The sequence below is a fragment of the Feifania hominis genome, assembly GCF_014384765.1.
In the GTDB taxonomy this organism is placed as follows: Bacteria; Bacillota; Clostridia; order Oscillospirales; family Feifaniaceae; genus Feifania; species Feifania hominis.
In genome coordinates this window covers 70,248-92,143 of record NZ_JACRSP010000003.1, presented here as the reverse complement: position 1 = coordinate 92,143, position 21,896 = coordinate 70,248, and the positions used below count along the sequence as shown (strand labels likewise).

Below are 21,896 nucleotides of genomic sequence, written 5' to 3'. Positions count from 1 at the left end.
TTCAAAGAAAAGCCCCCGCTTGCCGCGGGGGCTTTCTGTCGGATCAGCTTACGCCTCGGGCTCGTAGAACTTCTGGAGTTTGACCAGATGGTTGTACTTGGCCTTGGCGACCTGCTCGGCTCTCTGGAAGAGGACCTCGGCTCTCTCCGGGAAGGAGAGCTTCAGCGAGGAGTAGCGGACCTCTCTCTCGATGAACTCTCTGTAGGAGGCCGTCGGCTCCTTGGAGTCGAGCGAGAACGGATTCTTGCCCTCGTCGGCGAGCGTCGGGTTGAAGCGGAAGTTGTGCCAGTAGCCGGCAGCGACAGCCGCCTTGCTCTCGAGCTGCGCGCCGCCCATGCCGCCGCGGATACCGTGGTTGATGCAGGGCGCGTAGGCGATGATCAGGGACGGGCCATGGTAGGCCTCAGCCTCGGCAATGGCCTTGACGCACTGGTTGTAGTCGGCGCCCATGCAGACCTGAGCCACATACACATAGCCATAGGACATGGCCATAGCGGCGAGGTCTTTCTGCTTGACCGCCTTGCCGGCCGCCGCAAACTGCGCAACCGAGCCGGTCGGGGTGGCCTTGGAGGCCTGGCCGCCGGTGTTCGAGTAGACCTCGGTGTTGAAGACCATCACGTTGACATCCTCGCCGGAGGCCAGAACATGGTCCACACCGCCGTAGCCGATGTCGAACGCCCAGCCGTCGCCGCCGAAGATCCAGTTGGACTTCTTGACGAGCATATCGGTGTTCTCAAGGACAAACTTCGCCGCCTCAGCCGCTTTCGCGTCGGGCGAGCTGTAACCCTTGAGCGCAGCGACGAGCGCGTCGCCGGCCTTTCTCGAGCCGTCCGGGCAGTACATGTTCTCAACCCAGTCCGCGGCCTCTTTCACGCCGGCGTCGGCGAGAACTTTGGCGCAGTCGGCGAGCTTCTCTCTGCGCTGGGTGACGGCGAGATACATGCCAAGGCCAAACTCGGCGTTGTCCTCAAACAGGGAGTTCGCCCAGGCCGGGCCGTGGCCTTTCTTGTTGACGGTGTACGGGGTGGACGGCGCGCTGCCGCCCCAGATGGAGGAGCAGCCGGTGGCGTTGGCGATGTACATGCGGTCGCCGAACAGCTGCGTGATGAGCTTGGCATACGGGGTCTCGCCGCAGCCCGCGCAGGCGCCCGAGAACTCGAGCAGGGGCTGTTTGAACTGCGAGCCCTTGACGGTGTTGACCGCAAAGGGAAGCTCTTTGACCGAGACATCCTTGACCGCGTAGTCGAAAGCGGCCTGCTTGGGCAGCTGGGGCTCCATGGGCTTCATGACCAGCGCCTTCTCCTTGGCCGGGCAGATGTTCGCGCAGTTGCCGCAGCCGGTGCAGTCGAGGGTGGAGACGACGATACCGAACTGGTAGTCCTCGCAACCCTTGCCGATCATCTGCTTGGACAGCATGCTCTCGGGGGCGTTTTTCACCTCGGCGGCGTTCATGACGACCGGGCGGATGGCGGCGTGCGGGCAGACCAGCGAGCACTGGTTGCACTGGATGCAGTTGGCCGGAATCCACTCGGGCACGTCGACGGCGATGCCGCGCTTCTCATAGGCGGCGGAGCCCTGCGGGAACGTGCCGTCCTCAGCGCCCTTGAAAGCGGAGACAGGCAGCTTGTCGCCCTGCTGCGCGTTCATGGGGATGAGTTTCTCCTTGACGAACTTCACAAGCTCCGGACGGTCGCCGGTGACGACGGTCTCGACAGTCTCGTCCTTGGCGTTCGCCCACTCGGCGGGAACCTTGACTTCCTTGAAGCCGGTCGCGCCGCGGTCGATGGCCGCGTAGTTCATGTTGACGATCTTCTCGCCCTTGCGCCCGTAGGACTTGTAGGCCGCTTTCTTCATGAAGTCGATGGCGTCCTCAATCGGGATGATCTTGGTCAGCGCGAAGAACGCAGACTGCAGAATGGTGTTGATTCTGCCGCCGAGGCCGATCTCCTTGGCGATGTCGACGCCGTCGATGATGTAGAACTTCGCATTTTTGGTCGCGAGGTCTCTCTTGATCTTGGCGGTGAGATGGCGCTCGAGCTCCGCCTCGCTCCACTGGCAGTTGAGCAGGAACGTGCCGCCGTCCTTGAGGTCGTCGGTCATGTCGTACTTGCCGACATAGGAGGCGTTGTGGCAGGCCACGAAGTCGGCCTTGTTGATGAAGTAGGTGGACTTGATCGGCTTCTTGCCGAAGCGCAGATGGGAGATGGTGACGCCGCCCGACTTCTTGGAGTCGTAGGCGAAGTAGGCCTGGACTTTCATGTCGGTCTCGTCGCCGATGATCTTGATGGTGTTCTTGTTGGCGCCGACGGTGCCGTCGGAGCCGAGGCCCCAGAACTTGCAGGCGACGGTGCCCTCAGGCGCGGTGTCGACCGCCGGGCCGACTTTCAGCGAGTGGCCGGAGACATCGTCCTCAATGCCCACGGTGAAGTGGTTCTTGTTCTCGCCCTTGAGGTTGTCATAGACGGCGATGATGTTGGAGGGCGGGGTGTCTTTCGAGCCGAGGCCGTAGCGGCCGCCGACGACTTCGACGTTGGCAAACTCGGTGCCCTTGAGCGCGGAGCAGACGTCGAGGTAGAGCGGCTCGCCGATGGAGCCGGGCTCCTTGGTGCGGTCGAGAACCGCGATTCTCTTGACGGTCTTCGGCAGCGCGGCGACAAAGCGGTCGGTCGCAAACGGGCGGAACAGACGCACTTTCAGCAGACCGACTTTCTCGCCCTTGGCGAGCAGGTGGTCGATGGTCTCCTCCGCGGTGTCGTTGACCGAGCCCATGGCGACCATGACATACTCCGCGTCCGGCGCGCCGTAGTAGTTGAAGAGTTTGTAATCGGTGCCGATCTTCTGGTTGACCTTGTCCATGTACTCTTCCACGATGCCGGGAATGGCCTCATAGAAGGGGTTGGCCGCCTCGCGGGCCTGGAAGTAGATGTCGGGGTTCTGGGCGGTGCCGCGCAGAACGGGATGCTCCGGATTGAGCGAGTTCTTGCGGAACGCCTCAACCGCATCGAAGTCGAGCATGTCGGCGAGATCCTTGTAGTCCCAGGTCTCGATCTTCTGAATCTCGTGGGAGGTGCGGAAGCCGTCAAAGAAGTGCAGGAAGGGCACGCGGCCCTTGATCGCCGCGAGGTGGGCGACGGCGCCGAGATCCATGACCTCCTGCGGATTTGTCGAAGCGAGCATGGCAAAGCCGGTCTGGCGGCAGGCCATGACGTCGGAGTGGTCGCCGAAGATGGACAGAGCGTGTGCCGCGAGCGCACGGGCCGAGACGTGGATGACGCCCGGCAGCAGCTCGCCCGAGATCTTGTACATGTTCGGGATCATGAGCAGCAGGCCCTGAGAGGCGGTGAACGTGGTGGTGAGCGCACCGGCCGCGAGCGAGCCGTGAACCGCACCGGCGGCGCCCGCCTCGGACTGCATCTCAACGACTTTCACTTTCTGGCCGAAGATGTTCTCGCGGCCCTCCGCCGACCACTTGTCGGCATACTCCGCCATAACGGACGACGGCGTGATCGGGTAAATGGCAGCGACGTCGGTGAACGCATATGCTACATGCGCGGCGGCGTTGTTGCCATCCATGGATTTCATTGGTCTAGCCATGGATTTTTTTCCTCCTTTGAATATATTAATCTTGACTCGACTGTGTTAAGTTCTTAACCTTTCTAATTTTATCAGATAACTCGGCCCCTGTAAATACAAAAAGGCGCGCGCGGAGATGAAGTCTTTGTAAATTTTAAGCGCCGTTCTTTGGCAATTGCGCCCGATTGGTATAGTCTGGACCAGATTTCAGCGTCAAAATCTGTGCCATTTTGCGCCGCGGCCGGGCAGAGAATCTGTGCGACCGCAAAAAAATTTGAGGCAAACGGATGCATGGCGTGAAAAAATGAGGCCGCCGCCCTTGAAAAACGGCTTTTCTTTGCTATACTGGTACTGGCGCCCCCGTGGCGTTATTCTGGCATAAAGGGACGCGATCTGTTTGAAATTTGCTGAAAAAATGAATTCTCTGAGCTCTTCGATTTTTCTCGAGCTCGACCGCAAGAAGCAGGAAATTGCTTCGCGCGGGGCCGACGTCATCAATTTGAGCATCGGCACGCCCGACACGCCGCCCGCCGCGCACATCATGCGGGCCCTCGAAGAGGCCTGCCGGGAGCCGGAGAACATGAAGTACGCCGTCACCGATCTGCCCGAGCTCGTCGGGGCTGTCGCCGGCTGGTACGCGCGGCGCTACGGCGTCGCCCTCGAGCCCGACGAGATCCTCGGCATGGGCGGCTCGCAGGAGGGACTCTCCCACATCGCGCTGGCGCTGTGCGACCCGGGCGACTGGATCCTGGTGCCCGACCCCGGCTATCCGATTTTTCAAAACGGCTCCCACATCGCCTCGGCAAGGGCCTGGCACATGCCCCTGCGCGAGGAGTGCGGCTATCTGCCCGACCTCGGGGCAATCCCCGAAGAAATCGCCCGAAAGGCGCGGCTCATGGTGCTCTCCTACCCGATGAATCCGCTCGGCGCTCTCGCGCCGGAGGGCTTCTTCGACGAGGTGATCGCCTTTGCCAAAAAGTATGACATCGTGGTGCTGCACGACAACGCCTACAGCGAGATCGTCTTCGACGGGCGGCGCTGCGGCAGCTTTCTCGCCCACGAGGGGGCAAAGGACGTGGGCATTGAGTTCAACAGCCTCTCCAAGAGCTACAACCTCACCGGCGCGCGCATCTCATTCGCGCTCGGCAACCGCGACGTGATCGCCGCCTACCGCAATCTCAAAAGCCATATGGACTACGGCGTCTTCCGCCCGGTGCAGCGCGCGGCGGTCGCGGCGCTCACAGGGCCGCAGGACTGTGTGCGGGAGCTGTGCGCCCTCTATGAGAGCCGCCGGGACGCGCTCGTCGAGTCCTTTGGCGCGGCGGGCTGGCCGATCACCCCGCCCGAAGCCACTCTCTTTGTGTGGGCGCGGCTGCCCGAAGGACACACCGACTCCATGCGCTTTTGCATGGAGCTCGCCGACCGCACGGGAGTTCTCGCCGTGCCGGGCATTGCGTTCGGCGAGGGGGGCGAGGGCTATGCGCGCATCGCGCTCGTGCGCGACGAGGCCGCCCTGCGCGAGGCGGCGCGCCGCATCCGCGAGAGTGGCATGCTGCGCTGAGACAAAGCAGATAAGGGGTTTGCACCTTGCCGTGCGAACCCCTTTTTCGCGTCAGAGCGTCCCCGTCAGACCGCCTGACCGCAGAGCGCGGCCGCCTGGCCGTCTCCGGGCAGGGCGCACCCCGCCGGGACGAGAAACGCGAGCGCGCCCGGCAGAATTTCAAGTTCCACGCGGGGCGCGGTGAAAATCTCGCCGTCGAGACAGACCACGAGGTCGCGCTCGCCCTCCACCGTGAGCGTTCTGCAGCGCCGGTAGTGCAGATGGGGCGCGAAGCGGTCGTCGTGCAGGTGTTCGCCGCACTTGTAGCTTTTGATCAGGCGCGCCATGGAGAGCCGCGAGAGCTTTTTGACCGCGCAGAATTCGATGAGCCCGTCATCGATGCGCGCCTCGGGCGTGGGGTAGTAGCCCCCGCCGTAGCAGATGCCGTTCGCCGCCACCGCGAGCAGATAGCGGCCGTGCAGCCTCTGCTCCCCGTCCAGAAGGATGTTCATGCGGGAGAAGAGCCCCGTGAAAAAGCATCCCACCAGAGACAGGGTGTAGGCGGCCGAGCCCGACACGAGGGGCAGCTTTTTAAAGCGCACCATGTTCTTGGCGACCCGCGCGTCAAAGCCGATGTTGCAGAGATTGACCGCCACGCGCTCGCCGCAGCGGATCAGGTCGATTTGCTCGGTGCGGCCGGCGAGCAGATTCTCAAAGGGCAGAAAGGGCTCGGCGCCGCCGAAGACCTTGACAAAATCGTTGCCCGACCCGCAGGGGACAACCGCGACCGCGCAGTCGCGGCGCTCGAGCGCGCCGAGCGCGACCTCGTTGAGCGTGCCGTCGCCGCCGCAGGCGGCGAAGAGCAGCCGTCCGGCAGCCGCGGGATACTCGCGCACAAAGCGCGTCGCATCCCCGCGTGAGGCGGTCTCATAGATCTCATAGGGCAGCCCCCGGCCGCCGAAAAACTCGTCGATGCGCGCGCGCAGAGAGGCGGTGAAATCCCCTCTGCCCGCCGCCGGGTTGACGACAAAGACGATGCGTGTAAACTCTGCCACTGTGTTCCTCCCCCGGGGACAAGCCGGTTTTTTCCCATTTTATCAGATTCGCCGCCGCGCCACAACCGAAAAAATGCGCGCCCTGTCAGGGCGCGCATTTTCTCTTCGGCGGCTTGTCTATTTTGCAAAGAGGGTCTCGCCGTCCTTGATGGTCTCGAGCACCTCGATGGAGCGGATGTCGTCGGGCGCGACCGTGAGAGGGTTCGCGCTGAGAATGACAAGGTCCGCGCGCTTTCCAGCGCGCAGCGAGCCCTTTTCGTTCTCTTCAAAGTACTGGTACGCGGCGTTGATGGTGACCGCTTTGAGCGCCTCGAGAGGGGAGATGCACTCCTGCGGGCCCAGCACGTCGCCGGTCTTTGTGACGCGGTTGACCGCGCACCAGACGGTGTGGAGCATATCGGGCGGCAGCACGGGGGTGTCCTGGTGAAAGGTGAACGTGACCCCCTCGCGCAGCGCCGAGGCGGCGGGGCTGATGTGCGCGGCGCGTATCCGGCCAAAATTTCTGCGGTGCACCTCGCCCCACTCGTTGACGTGGGCCACGAAAAACGAGGCGATCACGCCGTCTCTCGCCATGCGCGCGAGCTGGTCGCGGCGCACGAGTTGGGCGTGGATCATCACCGGGCGGATGGCGGGCGCCGAGGGCAGCTTCGCGCGCGCCCGCTCACTCGCCGCGAGCATCTGGTCGGCCGCGGCGTCGCCGTTGCAGTGCACAAGAAGCTGCACCCCCTCGGCATAGGCCGTCTCAAAGAAGCCCTCCACCGCGTCGTCCTCATGAATGGGGTAGCCGCGGTAATCTTTGTCGTCTCCCTCATAGGGCTCGCTCATCCACGCGGTGCGCCCCTGGGGCGAGCCGTCGAGCAGTATCTTGTAGCCGCCGATGCGCAGGTGGTTTTCGTAGTGCATTTTGGAGCGGTCCATCAGATCTCTGTGGTGGAGCATATCGGGGTAGCAGACCGTGTCGATCCTGAGCCGGCCCGATGAGGCCGCAGCCGAGAGAATGGCCCACTGGTCGGGCTTCATCAGGCCCTCCTGGGCAGTTGTGACCCCGTGGCTGAGATAGATCTGCTGGGCGCGCTCGAGCTGGGCGACAAGCTGGTCCATGGTCGGCGCGGGCATGGCGGCGCCGACGCCGGTGAACGCGGCCTCTTCGAGGTAGCCGTCGGGCTCGCCGTCCGGCCCGCGGCCGATGCGCCCGCCGGCGGGATCGGGGCTCGCCGCGGTGATGTGCGCCTCGGCGAGGGCCGCCGTGGAGAGCACCCCCATATGGCCCGACATGTGCGACACCATCACGGGCCGCCCGTCCGCCACCCGGTCGAGCACGGCCCGGTCGGGATGCCGGCCCTCGGCGAGGGTGTTGTGGTCGTAGCCAAAGCCCACGATCCACTGCCCGGCGGGCAGAGTCTCGGCAAAGGCGCGCAGCCTTGAGACCATCTCGTCGAAGCTCTTCACCCCGTCGAGCTGGCAGAGGCCAAGTGTGGTCGAAAATGCCGTGATGTGGCTGTGCGAATCCAGAAAGGCGGGCAGCAATGTGCAGCCGTCAAGGTCGCGGCGCACGGCATCCGGGTGGCGGCGCATAAGCTCCTCGCGCCCGCCGAGCGCCGCGATCAGGCCGTCTTCCACGACCATCGCCTCAGGAGCGGGCCCCCGCTCCATGGTCACGATATCACCGCCGAAATAAATGGTTTTCATCTCTCTTCTCCTTATAAAGAACTTATGGATAAAACGAGCCGGCCGCAAAGAACGCTCCCCCCACTTGAGGTCGTGCTTTTTGTAGCTTCGCTTTTCTCATTTTAAAAAGTCCCGGTAGAGCAGGCTCGGCTGAATGCCGGTGTTGTTCTGATACTTTCCGCTGCGGTAGGGCTCGTAGTCCCCCTCGATGGTGTGGTAGTAGATCTGGCAGATCTCAACGCCCGCGTAGATGCGTATGGGCTGGATGCAGAAGATCTCGAGCGTCCAGTACCCGGCAAAGCCCACGTCTCCGAAGCCGGCTGTGACGTGGACAAACAGACCCAGTCTCCCGGTGGACGAGCGCCCCTCGAGCATGGGCACGAGGTTTTCCGTTCTGGTGTACTCCCGCGTGCGGCCGAGGTAGAGCCGGTTCGGCTCGAGCACCAGGCCCTCGGGCGGAATGGTGACAAGCCGCGTTTTGTTTTCAAGCTTCATGTCGAGGCTGTCGCTCTCGTACACGAGCAGCTCGTCGTGCAGCGAGAGGTTGTAGCTGTTTGGGTTCAGGCGCGCCGGGTCATAGGGCTCGATGACGATGTCGGAGCCCATGCGCCGCGCGATTTCCTTTCCGGAGAGGATCATGGCAGTTTCTCCCTTTCTCTATTTTTCACAAATCCGTCACGGTATGTTAACATCTCATATTTTGTGGGCACTATAATGGGGAAAGAAAACTTTCAGGAGCGGCAACTTATGTATCAGGCTATCACAACGTTCAACTTTGTTATATTTGCGCTGTTTTTGCTCTGTTATTCCTACCAGGCGTTCTATGTCGCCGTACCGCTGTTTCGGCGCAGGCGGAAAAACGACAACCCGGCGCTGCACCGCTACGCCGTAGTCATCTCCGCGCGCAACGAGCAGGCCGTCATCGGCGAGCTGCTCGACAGTCTGGCGGCCCAGAGCTACCCGGACGAATGCTACGACGTCTACGTCGTCGCCGACAACTGCACCGACGAGACGGCCCGCATTGCGCGCGAACACGGCGCCATTGTCATGGAGCGGTTCAACAGCCGGCTCGTGGGCAAGGGCTACTCGCTCGACTACGCTTTCAAGGCAATTGAGCGCGAGCGCGGGCTTCGCGCCTACGAGGGCTATTTTGTCTTTGACGCGGACAATGTGCTCGACGAGAACTACCTCGCCGAGATGAACCGCACCTTTGATCTGGGCTACCGCGTGGTGACCAGCTACCGAAACTCCAAAAACTACGACTCAAACTGGATCTCGGCGGGCTACGCGCTCTGGTTTCTGCGCGAGTCAAAGTACTTAAATGGCTCGCGCATGCTGCTCGGTACGGGCTGCGCCATCTCGGGCACGGGCTTTCTCGTGTCGAGCGACATCATCGCCCGGGACGGCGGCTGGAAGTACCACCTGCTCACCGAGGACATTGAGTTTTCGGTCGCAAACGCCATTGAGGGCGAGGTGATCGGCTACTGCGACAGCGCTGTGCTCTACGACGAGCAGCCCATTCGCTTTCGCGACTCGTGGAACCAGCGCCTGCGCTGGACCAAGGGCTTCTACCAGGTCTTTCGCCGCTATGGCGCGCGCCTCGCGCGCGGCGTCTTCGGCCGGCGGGGCTTTCAGTGCTACGACATGCTCATGACCATTGCCCCTGCCACCATCTTAACCCTTGTGACCGTCGTTTGCAACAGCGCCGTCTTTCTCTACGGCCTGCAGTCGGGGCGCACGCTGCTCGCCGAGCTCTGCCTTGCGCAGGTGTTCGGCGCGGTCTTCGGGGTCTACCTGTCGCTGTTTCTCTTCGGCCTTGTCACAACCATAACCGAGTGGCGGCAGATCCACTGCGTGTGGTACCGCAAGATTCTCTATCTGTTCACATTCCCCATCTTCATTTTGACCTATGTGCCCATCGCCATGGTGGCGCTCTTCAAAAAGGTCACCTGGAAGCCGATTGCCCATACGGTCATCAAATCCGTGCAGGAAATCCGCCAGTGACAGCAAAGAAAAAGAGAGAACGCAGGGGTGTCTCCTGCGTTCTCTCTGCTTTGGGGGATGTCCCTGCGGCACGGGCGGGCTCAGTCGAGCAGCCGGCCGTCGGTCGAAACGGTGATCACCTGCCAGGGGATGAACTTGCCGCTGTTTTTCAGCGCCGTCACCGCCGCGTGCTCCAGCCCGCCGCAGCAGGGCACCTCCATGCGCACAACGGTCAGGCTTTTGATCTCGTTTCGCGTGAGAATCCCGGTGAGCTTTTCGGTGTAGTCGCCCTCGTCGAGCTTGGGGCAGCCGATGAGCGTGACTTTGCCGCGGATGAAATCCTCATGGAAACTGCCGTAGGCGTAGGCCGTACAGTCGGCGGCAATGAGCAGATGGGCCCCGTCGAAGTAGGGGGCGTTCACCGGCGCGAGTTTGATCTGCACAGGCCACTGCCGAAGCTGGGAGCCGGTGCGCGCGGCGCTGTGCTCCTGCGGCGCGGCGGCCCGCTCAATGGCGCGCGACTGGGTGCCCGGACAGCCGCAGGCAAGCGGCTGCCCCTGGGTGTTTTCAGCCTGGTTTCTTCTGACGGCGGCCTCATCGTAGGCGGCCGCCTCCCTCTCGACAAAGCTGATCGCGCCCGTCGGACAGGCGGGCAGACAGTCGCCCAGCCCGTCGCAGTAGTCGTCGCGCAGGAGCTTTGCCTTGCCGTTCACCATGCCGATGGCGCCCTCGTGGCAGGCCTCGGCGCACAGGCCGCAGCCGTTGCATTTGCTCTGGTCAATTTGAATGATTTTGCGAATCATATCGGTTCCTCCCTGTATGTTCTTGACTTTCTGAGCACAGTATAATAGGCTTTTGCCAACAAGTCTGTTGTTATAACCACACGGAGGAGATATGGATACACTTTTTTTGTCAAAAACCGCCCTGTTTCGCGGCGCGGCGGCCGACGAGCTGCCGCAGATACTCGCCTGTCTCGGCGCCGTGAGCAGAACATACGGCAAAGCGCAGACCATCTACCGCGCGGGGGAGCTTGTGACGAGCCTCGGACTCGTGCTCACGGGGCGTGTGCAGATTGAAGCCGACGATCTCTGGGGCAACCGCAGTGTGCTCGACAGCCTCGGCCCCGGCGCAGTCTTTGCCGAGACCTATGCCTGTATCCCGGGCGAGAGGCTGATGGTGAACGTTGTGGCCGCCCAGCCGGCGGAGATTCTCTTTTTGCAGGCGGCGAGGATCCTGGAGGGCGGCGGGGAGGACTGTGCGCACCGCGGGCTTCTCATACGCAACCTGTTTGCGATCTCCGCCCAGAAGAACTTAAGTCTCTCGCGGCGTATCTTTCACACCTCGTCGAAGTCCATTCGCGGACGGCTTTTGAGCTATCTGTCGGCCCAGGCCGCGCGGCAGGGGAGCCGGGAGTTCACCATTCCGTTCAACCGCCAGCAGCTCGCCGACTATTTGAGCGTGGAGCGAAGCGCCCTCTCCCATGAACTCGGCAAGATGGCCCGCGACGGACTTCTGCGCACCGAGAAAAACCACTTTATTCTATATGCAAAAGAGCCCTGACCTCGGTCAGGGCTCTCTCTTTCGGTACACGGCGATCTCGACCAGATTGCCGTCCGGGTCGCGCAGATAGAGGCTGTCGATCGGACCCAGCGCACCCGTGCGCTCGACCGGTCCCAGCTCAATCGGCCAGCCCTTTGCCTCGATCTCGGCACGGATCTGCGCGATTTCCCCCTCGGCAACCAGACAGAAATCCTGGCTGCCGGGCGTGGGGTTGCCCGCAGCCGGCTGAAATTCGCCCGGCCGGGTGTGAATGTTGATTTTCTGCGCGCCGAAGCGCAGCGCCGTGCGTCCGTCTGCGCGCACCGGCTCCATGCTCAGGATGCCGGTATAGAATGCCAGACATGCCTCGACATTGCGCGTGGTGAGCACCAGATGGTCGAGTGAAAGTAGCTTCATTTGCACATCTCCCCTGCAGAAACATTTTTCAGCAGCGTCACACACTCGATATGTATCTCATCGTCTAAACTCATATTTTCTATCTTAACTTGTATTCATCAATTTAATTTTAGACGAAAATCACATAAAGGCCAACTCCTTGCTTATTATTCTATCACTTCAGAATGTTTTAGACAAAATTCTTCATTTATTTTTATTACTATAAGAATCATAATTCGAAGAAAAATATAATAATCCTGTTTATTCTGATTTTCATTCACCCTTTGTGTTCCATGACTATATCGGTTACGGATGTCCAGTCCATTATCAAACTCGGACTTATTAAATAAGTAATTATAATAATCCTGTTCTGGTTTTGAAAATAATGATGAAGAGAACTGTATTGTTCCAGATTTCTCCAGTTCTACAATAACATCTCGATATTGTTTTATATAATTCCAACATACTACATTATGTTCATGTAGCTCTTTCAATATTTTAAATTTTTCTCTATAAGATATTATCCTTCTTCTTTCATCCAATTTTATTAATTTATTCTCAATTAGATAATTAATGCTTGGAATTTGATATTCCTGAAACATATCATAATATACTTCATGTTCTATTAATAAATCATTAAAAGTATTATAATTTTCTGGTAATGCTGGAATATAGCTAATTATTGATTGGTCTGAAAACAATAAAAAAGTTATTGTTTGATAATCTTTTCCACACGGATAAATATATTTTTTGTCAATCATGCTGGGAATATCTTTAATAAACATATGTTCTGTTGATATACGTAATAATTCATCGTCAATTTTTCCATCTTCACACCAAAATTTAAATTGTTTTAAAATACTATCAATTTCAGCCGCAATATTTCTACATTTTTCAAGATAAGTTGCCGTTCTTGAAGATTTATTAAAATTGAATCCTTTTACATTAAATTCATCTTTCAAATAGTTGCAAAAGAACCATTTTATAATATCTTCTAGATAAATATTGAATTTCTCTAATTCAATGCAATACCCGACTATTTGCATTTCTGCTAAACTTTGGTATAGACGAAATGCAATTCCAGCGGGATATTCTTTTTTTCCTTTAATCCCTATATTCTTTTCTATAATACTCATTTGCGATTCTCTACAAACATGAAGAGATCTATATTGCATATCTGTATAACCAAACAAATATATAAAATTATTTAACAATGTAGGATAGTCTAAATTTTCTTTTATCCACTTTGAACTATATGAAAATGACAAAATTCCATTTTCCCCAATTTTAAATATCTTCTCTTCCTCTTGATTGCCGGAAAAAGAAACTTGAATACCGCATCCGGTGCCAAGACTATCTTTGAATAAAGTTTTTATATGTTCTTCATATTTTCGTTTAGCTTTTAATTTTAATCGATCTGGTAAAAACAGGCCATTTGTACTATTAGATTCAAAAATCAATTTAATATAATTACTATTAGCTGATTCACTAGCTATATAATTATCCAATATAAATATTTTTTTCTACTCTGATAATTCAGCAGGAAAATATAAAGGTTCTATATTTCTATCATGCACTACTAAATAATAATTTAATAATATCTCTGCACAAAATGGATTCGCTACCATATATACAGTTATTTCTTTTGAAAATTTCTTCACTATTTTTTTACATTCCAAAATATCTCCTAAAATAAAATGTTTGCTTAGAATTATATCTTTGAATACCTCAACTGGAATTTTTTCATAAACCTTGTACTTCTCTATGAGTTTCCAAAAATCATTTCTGTATGTGTAATTAATAGTTTCAAATATACTTTTCAACATATTTATTTCGATTTCAAAAAAAGACTTGCCTATTACTTTTGGAAATTTTTCTACAATTCGACTATAATCGTTTATCTGTTGTCTTGTCCAATATTTAGAATATATTCTATTTTGGAAAAATTGTTGTATATTATATAATTCCATAATCTCATTAATATCCGTTCTATTTTCTTCGGCTGCAAAATTAGAAATTACATCTTCTATTCTTTTTAAATAGAATCCCACACTCATATCATTTATAGAATAATACTTTACTCTTAAAATATCATTAGATTCCATATTAATCTCAGTCCTCTCTGATCAGCAACATTATCCTTGATTTCTTCATAAGTAGCTTTGCCTTTCGCCGCCATCAAATCAAACTTTTCTAGATTCAATGTCAATATGTTTATCCGGCTTAAGATTGGAAAGCAAGCAAACACACTCGACATGGGGCGTGCGCGGGAACATGTCGACCGGGGTGACCTCGACCGGCGCAAAGCCGCGCCCGCGCAGCAGCGCAATGTCGCGCGCGAGGGTCGCCACGTCGCAGCTGACGTAGACCAGCCGCTTCGGCGCGAGGCGCTCGACGGTCTCGAGCAGCGCCGCGTCGCAGCCCTTTCGCGGCGGGTCGACCACGACCACGTCGGGGCGCACGCCGCGTGAGAGAAGCTCTCTTGCGGCCTGCGCCGCGTCGGCGCAGAGAAATTCCACGTGGTCCATGTGGTTTCGCGCCGCGTTCTCGCGCGCGTCGGCGACCGCCTCGGGCACGATCTCGACGCCGTAGGCCCGCCCGCCCTCGGGCGCGAGGCTCAGTGTGATGGTGCCCGCCCCGCAGTAGAGGTCGATCAGCGTGTCGCCGGGGCCGAGCGCCGCATAGACGCGCGCCGTCTCGTAGAGCCGCTCGCACTGGGCGCGGTTGATCTGGTAGAAGGAGTGCAGCGAGACCTTGAAGCTTCTGCCGAGCAGGGTGTCGACGATGTATGCGCGCCCCCAGAGCAGCGTGTCGCGCGGGCCCAGAATGACATTGGTCGCCTCGGTGTTGTGGTTGACAAGCACCGACGCGATCCCCGGCACCTCGCCCCGCAGCCGCTCGACATACTCCCCGGCATGGGGCAGCGCATCGCCGTTTATCACCAGCGCCGCCATGACCTCGCCCGTGCCGAATGCCTGGCGCACGAAGATGTGGCGCACAAGGCCCCGGCCCGTCAGCTCGTCGTAGGGCTCGATGTGATGCTCCTTTAAAAACGCTGCGGTGAGCTTTAAAATCCGGTTTGCGGCATCGTTTTGCACCGCGCAGCTCTCGACCGGCACCACCCGGTGGCTGCGCGGCGCGAAAAAGCCGATCTGCGCCTCGCCGTCCGGCCCGCGGCGCACGGGAAACTGCACCTTGTTGCGGTAGCCCGCGGTCTCGGCCGAGCCGAGAATGGGCCGCGGCTCCACCTCCCACCCGGCGATGCGGCGCAGAGTGTCGCGCACGCGCTGCCTCTTGAGGTCGAGCTCGGCGGCATAGGTGATGTGCCGCCAGGTACAGCCGCCGCACCGCTCAAACACCGGACAGGCCGGCGCGGTCCGGTCGGGGGAGGGGACGAGCAGCTCGACGAGCTTTCCGTAGACCGCCTTTGCGCTCACTTTGACGATTCTGGCTCTCACCCGGTCGCCGATCGCGCTCAGCGGCACAAAGACCGCCCGCCCCTCGGCGCGGCCGATGCCGACCCCGTCGTGGGACATGCCGGTGATGTCGATGATGTGCTCCTCGTTTTTCTGCATGCGAGCGCCTCCCGTGGATTTCTACCCCCTATCATACGCGATGGGGCGCGGGATGACAAGAAAAAAGAAAAAAACCGCTCTCGGCAAAGAGCGGTTTCTCCCGCGCGCCTTGCGGCAGCGCGCGGGAATCCCATTTAAGGAAGGATTGGGATAGGGAATAAAAATGGTGGGAAAATGAAGAGTGTGCGGCGGCCGGAGGGATGGGGCCTCTCCGTTTGCGGCCGGAGAGGGGCCGCCTATTTGCAAACCCTGTCGGATTTACAAGCCCATTATAGCCACTTGTTAATTATTTGTCAATACGGTTTTTTCCTTTTTTCTACAATTTTACTCCTTTTTTACACAGGCCGGGCGAAACACGCTTTTTCTTGAAAGAGAGGCGTTTCAATGCTAGAATAAATGGTATTATCGGCCGGGCCGCCCGGCGCAAAGGAGAACGGTATGCCGACTGCAAAAAGGACAACGCTGATCGCCGACGCCTGTCTGGTGCTCGTTGCGGTCATCTGGGGATCGGGTTTCGCCGCCACCCAGTACGCCATCGACAGCAACATGAGCCCGCTTCTACTCAACGCCATACGCATGCTCGTGGCGACGGCGGCGCTGGGGCTTCTCTTCTGGCGGGATGTGCGCGCCATGAAAAAGAGCGACCTCAAATACGGCGCGGCCGCGGGTGTGCTGCTGTTTCTGGCGTTTTTCACCCAGACCACGGGCTTAAGCCTGACCACGCCCTCCAACAACGCTTTCATCACCGCCACCAACGTGGTGATGGTGCCCTTTCTGTCGTGGATCTTTCTCAAAAAGCGGCCCAAAAACAGGGTCTTCGCTCTGGCGGTGCTGTGCATTGCCGGCACGGCGCTTCTCTCCTACACGGCGGGGCAGGGCTTTCGCTTCAACCTCGGCGATCTGCTGACGCTTCTGTGCGCGGCGCTCTTCGCGGGCCACATCGCCTTTCTCGAACTCGCGACCCGGCACACGGACGCCCGGCTTCTCTCCTTTTTGCAGATGGCGGTGGCGGCCGTTCTCTCCTGCGCGGCTCTGCTCGCGTTTGACTTTCCGGCCATCGCCGTGGCCGACTACGGCCGGGGGCTCCCGGCGCTGATCTATCTCGGTGTGTTCAGCACGGGGCTCTGCTTCTTTCTTCAGACCTACGCCCAGCGCCACACCTCGGGGCCGAAAGCCGCGGTCATCCTCTCGATGGAGGGGCTCTTCGGCTGTGTCTTCTCGGTGGCGCTCGGCATGGAGCCCGTGCGCTGGAATATGGTGGCGGGCGGGCTCATCATTCTCACCTCGGTCGTTCTGACCGAGGTCGACTTCGGCAGAAAAAAGGCGGCCCCGGCTCCCGAGGGGGAGCGGGCCGCGCCCTGACTACGGCTCTTCCCGCCGGCTGAGCGACACGACCGGCAGCCGCCAGCGCAGACGCACCGACACGAGCCGCACCGCCACAATGAGTCCGGCCGCCAGGAGCATGGCTGCCGACTCGTGGATGGTGCGCCGCAGATAGGAATAGAAGAGCGTACCGATGATGGCCGCCACCGCATAGATGTCGGTCTGCAGCACCACGGGCGTGCGGTCGGCGAGCAGGTCGCGCAGAATACCGCCGCCGGAGCCGGTCAGCACCCCGACAAAGGTCATGAGAAAGATGTTGTCGCCGAAGCCCGCCGTCACGGCGGTGTTCGCGCCGAGCACGGCGAAGATGCCGAGCCCCAGCGCGTCGCACACGGTCATCAGCGCCGAGAAATTGATCTTCGCACGCGGGCCCCTCCACCGGCCGCGCAGCACGGCGACGAGAATCATCACCCCGGCCGCCGCAAGCGCCAGCGTGAGGTAGTAGGGGGTCTGAAAGACCTTGGGCGGCGTCTGCCCCAGGATGATGTCGCGCACGATGCCGCCGCCGACCGCCGTGGTCGCCGCGAGCACAAAGGTGCCGAAGAGGTCAAGCCGCCGCTCCATCGCCACGAGCGCGCCGGACACGGCGAACGTGACGGTGCCGATGGACTCGATGATAAAAATAATCTGGTCGAAGACTTCCATACCGGTACTCCCTATGTCTGTGTACTGCGGACATTTTACAAGGCTTGTCCGCAGTTTATCATTATAGCATGGCGCGCCGCGTTATGCCATACATGCGGCCATATTTTTCTGTTGCCCCGCCGGGGCGAGAACACGGCCCGGATATTCCACAACGGCAGGAACCCTTGTCCGGCACAACCAACGCGGGGGGATTTTTTTGATTCGCATCAACAACATTGCCCTCCCGCTCGACGCGAGCGGGGAGGAGCTCACGCGCCGCGCGGCGAAAAAGCTGCATGTGGGCGCGGGGCGCATCGCGCAGCTGCGCCTGGTCAAAAAGGCGGTGGACGCGCGCGACAAGTCCGACGTGCACTTCGTCTGCTCGGTTGACGTCTCGCTGCACGGCGACGAGCAGGCGGCGCTGCTTCGCGCCGGGCGGGACTGCCGCGCCGTGGAGCCGCGCGGGCCGTGGCGCGTGGCGCGCGTGCAGACGCCCGCCGTGCGGCCGGTCGTGGTGGGCGCGGGACCTGCGGGTCTCTTTGCCGCGCTCACGCTTGCGCGCGCCGGGGCGCGGCCGATTCTGCTCGAGCGCGGCCGGGCTGTGGAGGAGCGCCGGCGCATGGTCGACTCTTTCTGGGCGGGCGGCGCGCTCGACGCCGAGTGCAACGTGCAGTTCGGCGAGGGGGGAGCCGGTACTTTCTCGGACGGCAAGCTCACCACCGGCATCAAGGATCCGCGCATCGGTGCGGTTCTGCACGACTTTGTTCTGGCGGGCGCGCCCGCCGAGATCGAATATCTCGCAAAGCCCCACATCGGCACCGACTACCTTGAGATGGTCGTGCGCGGCCTGCGCCGGGAGATCTGCGAGCGCGGCGGAGAGGTTCGCTTCGGCCACCGCCTCGACGGGCTCGAGCTCTCGGGCGGCGCGCTCGCCGCTGCGCTCGTGCGCGAGGGCGGCAGCGTCTACCGGCTCGAGGCGCACGCGCTCATTCTCGCCATCGGCCACAGCGCGCGCGACACCTTTGCCATGCTTGAGCGCCTCGGTGTGCCCATGCAGGCGAAGCCCTTTTCCATCGGCCTGCGCGCCGAGCACCCGCAGCGGATGATCGACCGCAGCCAGTACGGCCCGTTTGCGGGCCACCCGGCCCTCGGGCCGGCCGATTACAAGCTCGCCTGCCATCTGCCCGACGGGCGCAGCGCCTACACCTTCTGCATGTGCCCGGGCGGGAGCGTGGTCGCCTCCTCCTCCGGGGAGGGGGAGATCGTGGTCAACGGCATGAGCAACTTCCGCCGCGACGGCGTCAACGCCAACAGCGCGCTTCTGGTCCCCGTGGGGCCGGAGGACTTCGCCGGGGCGGGGCCGCTCGCCGGCGTCGACTTTCAGCGCCGCTGGGAGCGGCTGGCCTTTTCGCTCGGCGGCGGCAGCTACCGCGCGCCCGCCCAGCTCGTGGGGGATTTTCTTCGCGGCACCCCATCGGCGGCGCTCGGCGACGTCGTCCCGAGCTACCGGCCGGGGGTGACGCTCGGCGACCTCTCGGGCTGTCTGCCCGGCTACGCGGCCGAGACCCTGCGGCGCGCCGTGCGCATCTTCGCGCGCTCCATCGAGGGCTTTGACCGCCCCGACGCGGTTCTCACCGGGGTCGAGACCCGCTCCTCCTCGCCGGTGCGCATCCTGCGCGGCGGCGGCTTCTGCTCGCCCGTGGCGGGCCTCTACCCCTGCGGGGAGGGCGCCGGCTATGCGGGCGGCATCACCTCGGCTGCGGTGGACGGCATGCGCTGCGCCGAGGCTGTGCTGGCGCAGTATGCGCCGGCGCTCTGATGGAGCGCATCTGGCGCATGAGCATCCCCCCGGAGGCCGAGGGAGTGCTTCTGCGCGGCTATCTCAGAGAGCGGCTCGCCCTCTCGTCGGCGCTGCTCGCCCGTCTCAAGCAGAGCGAGCGCGGCATCCTGCTCAACGGCCGGCGGGCCACGGTGCGTGCCGTGCTCCACGCGGGCGATGTGCTCGAGCTGGAGCTCGAGCGCGCCGACAGCGCCTCGCCCAACATCATCCCCGCCGAGGGCGAGCTCGACATCGTCTACGAGGACGAGGATCTGCTGATTCTCAACAAGCCCGCCCGGATTCCCGTGCATCCGTCTCAGGGGCACTACGGCGACAGTCTGGCGAACATCGCCGTGTACCACTACGCCCGGCGCGGGCAGAACTTTGTCTTTCGCCCGGTCAACCGCCTCGACCGGGGCACCTCGGGTCTCATGGCCGTGGCCAAGAACGCCTACTGCCACGAGCGGCTCATCGCCTCGCTCCACACCGGTCTGCGCCGGGAGTATCTCGCCATTGCCTGCGGCCGCTTTGCGCAGCGCACCGGTGTCATCGACGCGCCCATCGCCCGGGCACCCGGCTCGGTGCTGCGCCGCGAGGTCTCGCCCAGCGGCGACCCGGCGCGCACCCACTACGAGGTGCTCGCCGAGCGCGGGGCGTTCACGCTTTTGCGGCTTCGCCTTGAGACCGGACGCACCCATCAGATTCGCGTGCACCTCGCCCACATGGGCCATCCGCTCGTGGGGGACTTTCTCTACGGCGAGGAGAACCGCGCGCTCATCGACCGGACGGCACTTCACGCGGCGGCGCTCTCGCTGACACAGCCCATCACGGGCCGCGCGCTCGCCTTTCGCGCCCCGCTGCCCGCCGACATGCTGCGCCTCTGGCGCGCCTGTGATAAAGAGCGCCTGGCTGCACATACTGTATAGTAACCGGCAGGAGGTATGACCATGGACTGGAATTTCGACGAGGCTGTCGCCCACTACCGCTCGCAGGGCGCACCGCACGACCAGCAGGCTCTCGTGGAGCTTCTTCGCGAGGTGCAGCGCGAGAGCGGCGGGGTGATCCCGGCCGGAGCTCTCGCGCAGACGGCCGCCGCGCTCGGCTGCAGGGAGAGCTTTCTCGCCGCCGTCATCCGGCGCTACCCGAGTCTTCGCACGCAGCAGGCGCCCCACCGGCTCGAGCTCTGCGGCGGCCAGCGCTGCGGCGCGCGGCATGCGGCGCAGCTCGCCTCTTTCATCGAGCGCACCTACGCGGTCAAAAGCGGCGGCGTCAGCGCCCGGGGCGGCTTCTCCTACCGGGTGACCGGCTGTATGAAGAACTGCGGCGCGGGCCCGAGTCTCAGGTGGGACGGGGAACTCGTATCCCGTGCGGACGAGCGCACCGTGCGCCAGCTCGTCGAGGGGAAACAGCTGTCACAGCCAAAGACGGAGCGGCCCGTCCAATGCGGCGGCGCCCATCAATCGGAAAGCGGGGAAAACTCATGAAAAAAAGCGTTCTCTTTCGTCTGGCGGCCGCTCTGCTTCTGGCCGCGCTTCTCTTCTCTTTCGCCGGGTGCTCCGAGCGGAACTCCGGGGAGGGCAGCGGGCGGGAGGCCATCCCCTTTTCGGACGGCCAGTTGTACGCCGTGGCCCATCTGGGATACCAGAAAATCGAACATCTCGAGCACTACGTCCGGGAGTATCTGAGCGGCGACAACCCGCCGGTCTTCTACCTCTCCTCGGGCGACTACTATCTGGTGATTCCTCGATACGACGGCATGGAGCTCAAACTCTACGAAAACGACCTCAACTCGTCGCAGCCCACTCTGGTGTACGAGGACCCGGACTGCGAGCCCTTCATTTTGCAGTGCAACGCGAGCGACATCTTCGCCGACGCCACCATCCGGCTGACTTACGGCGACAGCGAAGCGGAGTTCTCGCCGTTTCTCTCCCTGAAAGACGGCTCGCTTGAGATAGGCCCCGGCGGCCTCGAGCTCACAGTGCAGTGAAAAAAGCTCCCCATCGCCAAATGGCGACGGGGAGCTTTTTCACGCGGCTCACTTCGCAGGCGGGTGCGCGCACCCGCCGCCGCTCAGCGCGCGAGCTGCCGGAGCGTCTGCCGCACGGCCTCGAGGTTTTCGTCGCAGAGCACCGGCAGAAATTCCGCCAGGCGCTCCGGCTCAACGTCCCACCAGCGCAGCGCCAGCAGAAGCTGTGTTAGCTCCGCGTCGAAGCGTCTTCGGATCAGCCGCGCCGGGTTCCCTCCCACCACGGTGTAGGGCTCCACATCCCTCGTCACCACTGAGCAGGCCGCGACAATCGCGCCGTCGCCGATCGTCACGCCGGGCATGACAACACTCTCGCGCCCGAGCCAGACGTCGTTTCCCACCACCGTGTCGCCCTTGAAAGGGAGCTGGGCGAGATGGTCGGGCGTGTTTTCGGCCCACGCGCCGCCGAAGACGTGAAAGGGGTAGGTGCTCACGCTGCCGAGACGGTGGTTCGCGCTGCCCATGACAAATTTCACGCCGCTTGCAATGGCGCAGAATTTGCCGATGATGAGCCGGTCGCCGAACTCCGGCCAGTTGAAGAGCACATTGTTCTTCTCAAAGCCTGTGGGGTCGGCCGGGTCGTCGTAGTAGGTGTAGTCGCCCACCGAGATGTTGGGGGCGGTGATGACATTTTTCAAAAAGCAGGTCGTGCCGTACTCGTTCGGAAAGACCTCATTTGGGTTTGGCAATTTCATGTTTTGTTCTCCTCTTCTTT

The 21,896-nt window shown here is 60.4% G+C and carries 19 protein-coding genes; 8 read left to right on the top strand and 11 right to left on the bottom strand.

The window, feature by feature from the left end; translation table 11 throughout:
* Positions 1–48: 48 nt before the first annotated feature.
* Positions 49–3,594 (bottom strand): pyruvate:ferredoxin (flavodoxin) oxidoreductase, encoded by a 3,546-nt coding sequence (nifJ, locus tag H8695_RS07465; RefSeq protein WP_249300365.1) that lies wholly within the window; start codon positions 3,592–3,594, stop codon positions 49–51.
* A gap of 394 nt (positions 3,595–3,988) precedes the next feature.
* On the opposite strand from nifJ, the gene H8695_RS07460 reads away from it, so the two are divergent.
* The gene (locus tag H8695_RS07460) at positions 3,989–5,134 is read left to right on the top strand and encodes an aminotransferase class I/II-fold pyridoxal phosphate-dependent enzyme (RefSeq protein WP_249300364.1); all 1,146 of its coding nucleotides are present in this window, start codon (positions 3,989–3,991) and stop codon (positions 5,132–5,134) included.
* Between the two features lie 65 nt (positions 5,135–5,199).
* Here H8695_RS07460 and H8695_RS11670 read toward each other — a convergent pair whose 3' ends face one another.
* The 3 genes from H8695_RS11670 to dcd all read right to left on the bottom strand — a co-directional run bounded on the left by H8695_RS11670 (position 5,200) and on the right by dcd (position 8,475).
* Positions 5,200–6,168: a diacylglycerol kinase family protein gene (locus tag H8695_RS11670; RefSeq protein WP_249300363.1), complete on the bottom strand. Its 969-nt coding sequence runs from the start codon at positions 6,166–6,168 to the stop codon at positions 5,200–5,202.
* A gap of 117 nt (positions 6,169–6,285) precedes the next feature.
* A complete protein-coding gene (locus tag H8695_RS07450; RefSeq protein ID WP_249300362.1) occupies positions 6,286–7,857 on the bottom strand; it encodes an amidohydrolase in 1,572 nt (523 codons plus the stop codon).
* Positions 7,858–7,953: 96 nt separating this feature from the next.
* Positions 7,954–8,475 carry a dCTP deaminase gene (dcd, locus tag H8695_RS07445; RefSeq protein ID WP_249300361.1) on the bottom strand — a complete coding sequence of 174 codons (522 nt, stop codon included), beginning with the start codon at positions 8,473–8,475 and terminating at the stop codon, positions 7,954–7,956.
* 108 nt (positions 8,476–8,583) lie between these two features.
* Between dcd and H8695_RS07440 the strand changes: the two genes are divergently transcribed.
* Entirely contained in the window at positions 8,584–9,840 is a 1,257-nt protein-coding gene (locus H8695_RS07440) for a glycosyltransferase family 2 protein (protein ID WP_249300360.1), read from the top strand.
* An 80-nt stretch (positions 9,841–9,920) separates the two neighbouring features.
* On the opposite strand, the gene H8695_RS07435 is transcribed toward H8695_RS07440, so the two are convergent.
* Positions 9,921–10,622, bottom strand: coding sequence for a 4Fe-4S binding protein (locus H8695_RS07435; protein WP_249300359.1), 702 nt, complete (start codon positions 10,620–10,622; stop codon positions 9,921–9,923).
* A 91-nt stretch (positions 10,623–10,713) separates the two neighbouring features.
* Between H8695_RS07435 and H8695_RS07430 the strand changes: the two genes are divergently transcribed.
* Positions 10,714–11,379, top strand: a complete 666-nt coding sequence (locus H8695_RS07430) for a Crp/Fnr family transcriptional regulator (protein ID WP_249300358.1) — start codon at positions 10,714–10,716, stop codon at positions 11,377–11,379.
* Between the two features lie 6 nt (positions 11,380–11,385).
* Here H8695_RS07430 and H8695_RS07425 read toward each other — a convergent pair whose 3' ends face one another.
* The 4 genes from H8695_RS07425 to rlmD all read right to left on the bottom strand — a co-directional run bounded on the left by H8695_RS07425 (position 11,386) and on the right by rlmD (position 15,329).
* Complete coding sequence (locus H8695_RS07425; protein ID WP_249300357.1) at positions 11,386–11,775, bottom strand: VOC family protein; 390 nt, start codon at positions 11,773–11,775, stop codon at positions 11,386–11,388.
* 146 nt (positions 11,776–11,921) lie between these two features.
* Positions 11,922–13,214 (bottom strand): hypothetical protein, encoded by a 1,293-nt coding sequence (locus tag H8695_RS07420; protein WP_249300356.1) that lies wholly within the window; start codon positions 13,212–13,214, stop codon positions 11,922–11,924.
* Positions 13,215–13,277: 63 nt separating this feature from the next.
* Positions 13,278–13,859: a hypothetical protein gene (locus H8695_RS07415; RefSeq protein ID WP_249300355.1), complete on the bottom strand. Its 582-nt coding sequence runs from the start codon at positions 13,857–13,859 to the stop codon at positions 13,278–13,280.
* Between the two features lie 78 nt (positions 13,860–13,937).
* On the bottom strand, positions 13,938–15,329 hold the full coding sequence (gene rlmD, locus H8695_RS07410; RefSeq protein WP_249300354.1) for a 23S rRNA (uracil(1939)-C(5))-methyltransferase RlmD: 1,392 nt from the start codon (positions 15,327–15,329) through the stop codon (positions 13,938–13,940).
* A gap of 438 nt (positions 15,330–15,767) precedes the next feature.
* Here rlmD and H8695_RS07405 point away from each other — a divergent pair, with 438 nt between their 5' ends.
* The gene (locus H8695_RS07405) at positions 15,768–16,691 is read left to right on the top strand and encodes a DMT family transporter (protein WP_249300353.1); all 924 of its coding nucleotides are present in this window, start codon (positions 15,768–15,770) and stop codon (positions 16,689–16,691) included.
* Here H8695_RS07405 and H8695_RS07400 read toward each other — a convergent pair whose 3' ends face one another.
* Positions 16,692–17,357, bottom strand: coding sequence for a trimeric intracellular cation channel family protein (locus H8695_RS07400; RefSeq protein WP_249300352.1), 666 nt, complete (start codon positions 17,355–17,357; stop codon positions 16,692–16,694).
* A 196-nt stretch (positions 17,358–17,553) separates the two neighbouring features.
* On the opposite strand from H8695_RS07400, the gene H8695_RS07395 reads away from it, so the two are divergent.
* Genes H8695_RS07395 through H8695_RS07380 form a run of 4 tightly spaced genes read left to right on the top strand, consistent with a single transcriptional unit; the run spans position 17,554 to position 21,142 of the window.
* Positions 17,554–19,155: an NAD(P)/FAD-dependent oxidoreductase gene (locus tag H8695_RS07395; RefSeq protein ID WP_249300351.1), complete on the top strand. Its 1,602-nt coding sequence runs from the start codon at positions 17,554–17,556 to the stop codon at positions 19,153–19,155.
* Entirely contained in the window at positions 19,155–20,081 is a 927-nt protein-coding gene (locus H8695_RS07390; RefSeq protein ID WP_249300350.1) for an RluA family pseudouridine synthase, read from the top strand. Before H8695_RS07395 ends, H8695_RS07390 begins: the two co-directional genes overlap by 1 nt.
* A gap of 21 nt (positions 20,082–20,102) precedes the next feature.
* The gene (locus H8695_RS07385) at positions 20,103–20,639 is read left to right on the top strand and encodes an NAD(P)H-dependent oxidoreductase subunit E (protein ID WP_249300349.1); all 537 of its coding nucleotides are present in this window, start codon (positions 20,103–20,105) and stop codon (positions 20,637–20,639) included.
* On the top strand, positions 20,636–21,142 hold the full coding sequence (locus H8695_RS07380; protein ID WP_249300348.1) for a hypothetical protein: 507 nt from the start codon (positions 20,636–20,638) through the stop codon (positions 21,140–21,142). The genes H8695_RS07385 and H8695_RS07380 overlap by 4 nt, the downstream gene beginning before the upstream one ends.
* Positions 21,143–21,225: 83 nt before the next feature.
* Here H8695_RS07380 and H8695_RS07375 read toward each other — a convergent pair whose 3' ends face one another.
* Positions 21,226–21,876 (bottom strand): CatB-related O-acetyltransferase, encoded by a 651-nt coding sequence (locus H8695_RS07375; protein ID WP_249300347.1) that lies wholly within the window; start codon positions 21,874–21,876, stop codon positions 21,226–21,228.
* Positions 21,877–21,896 lie beyond the last annotated feature (20 nt).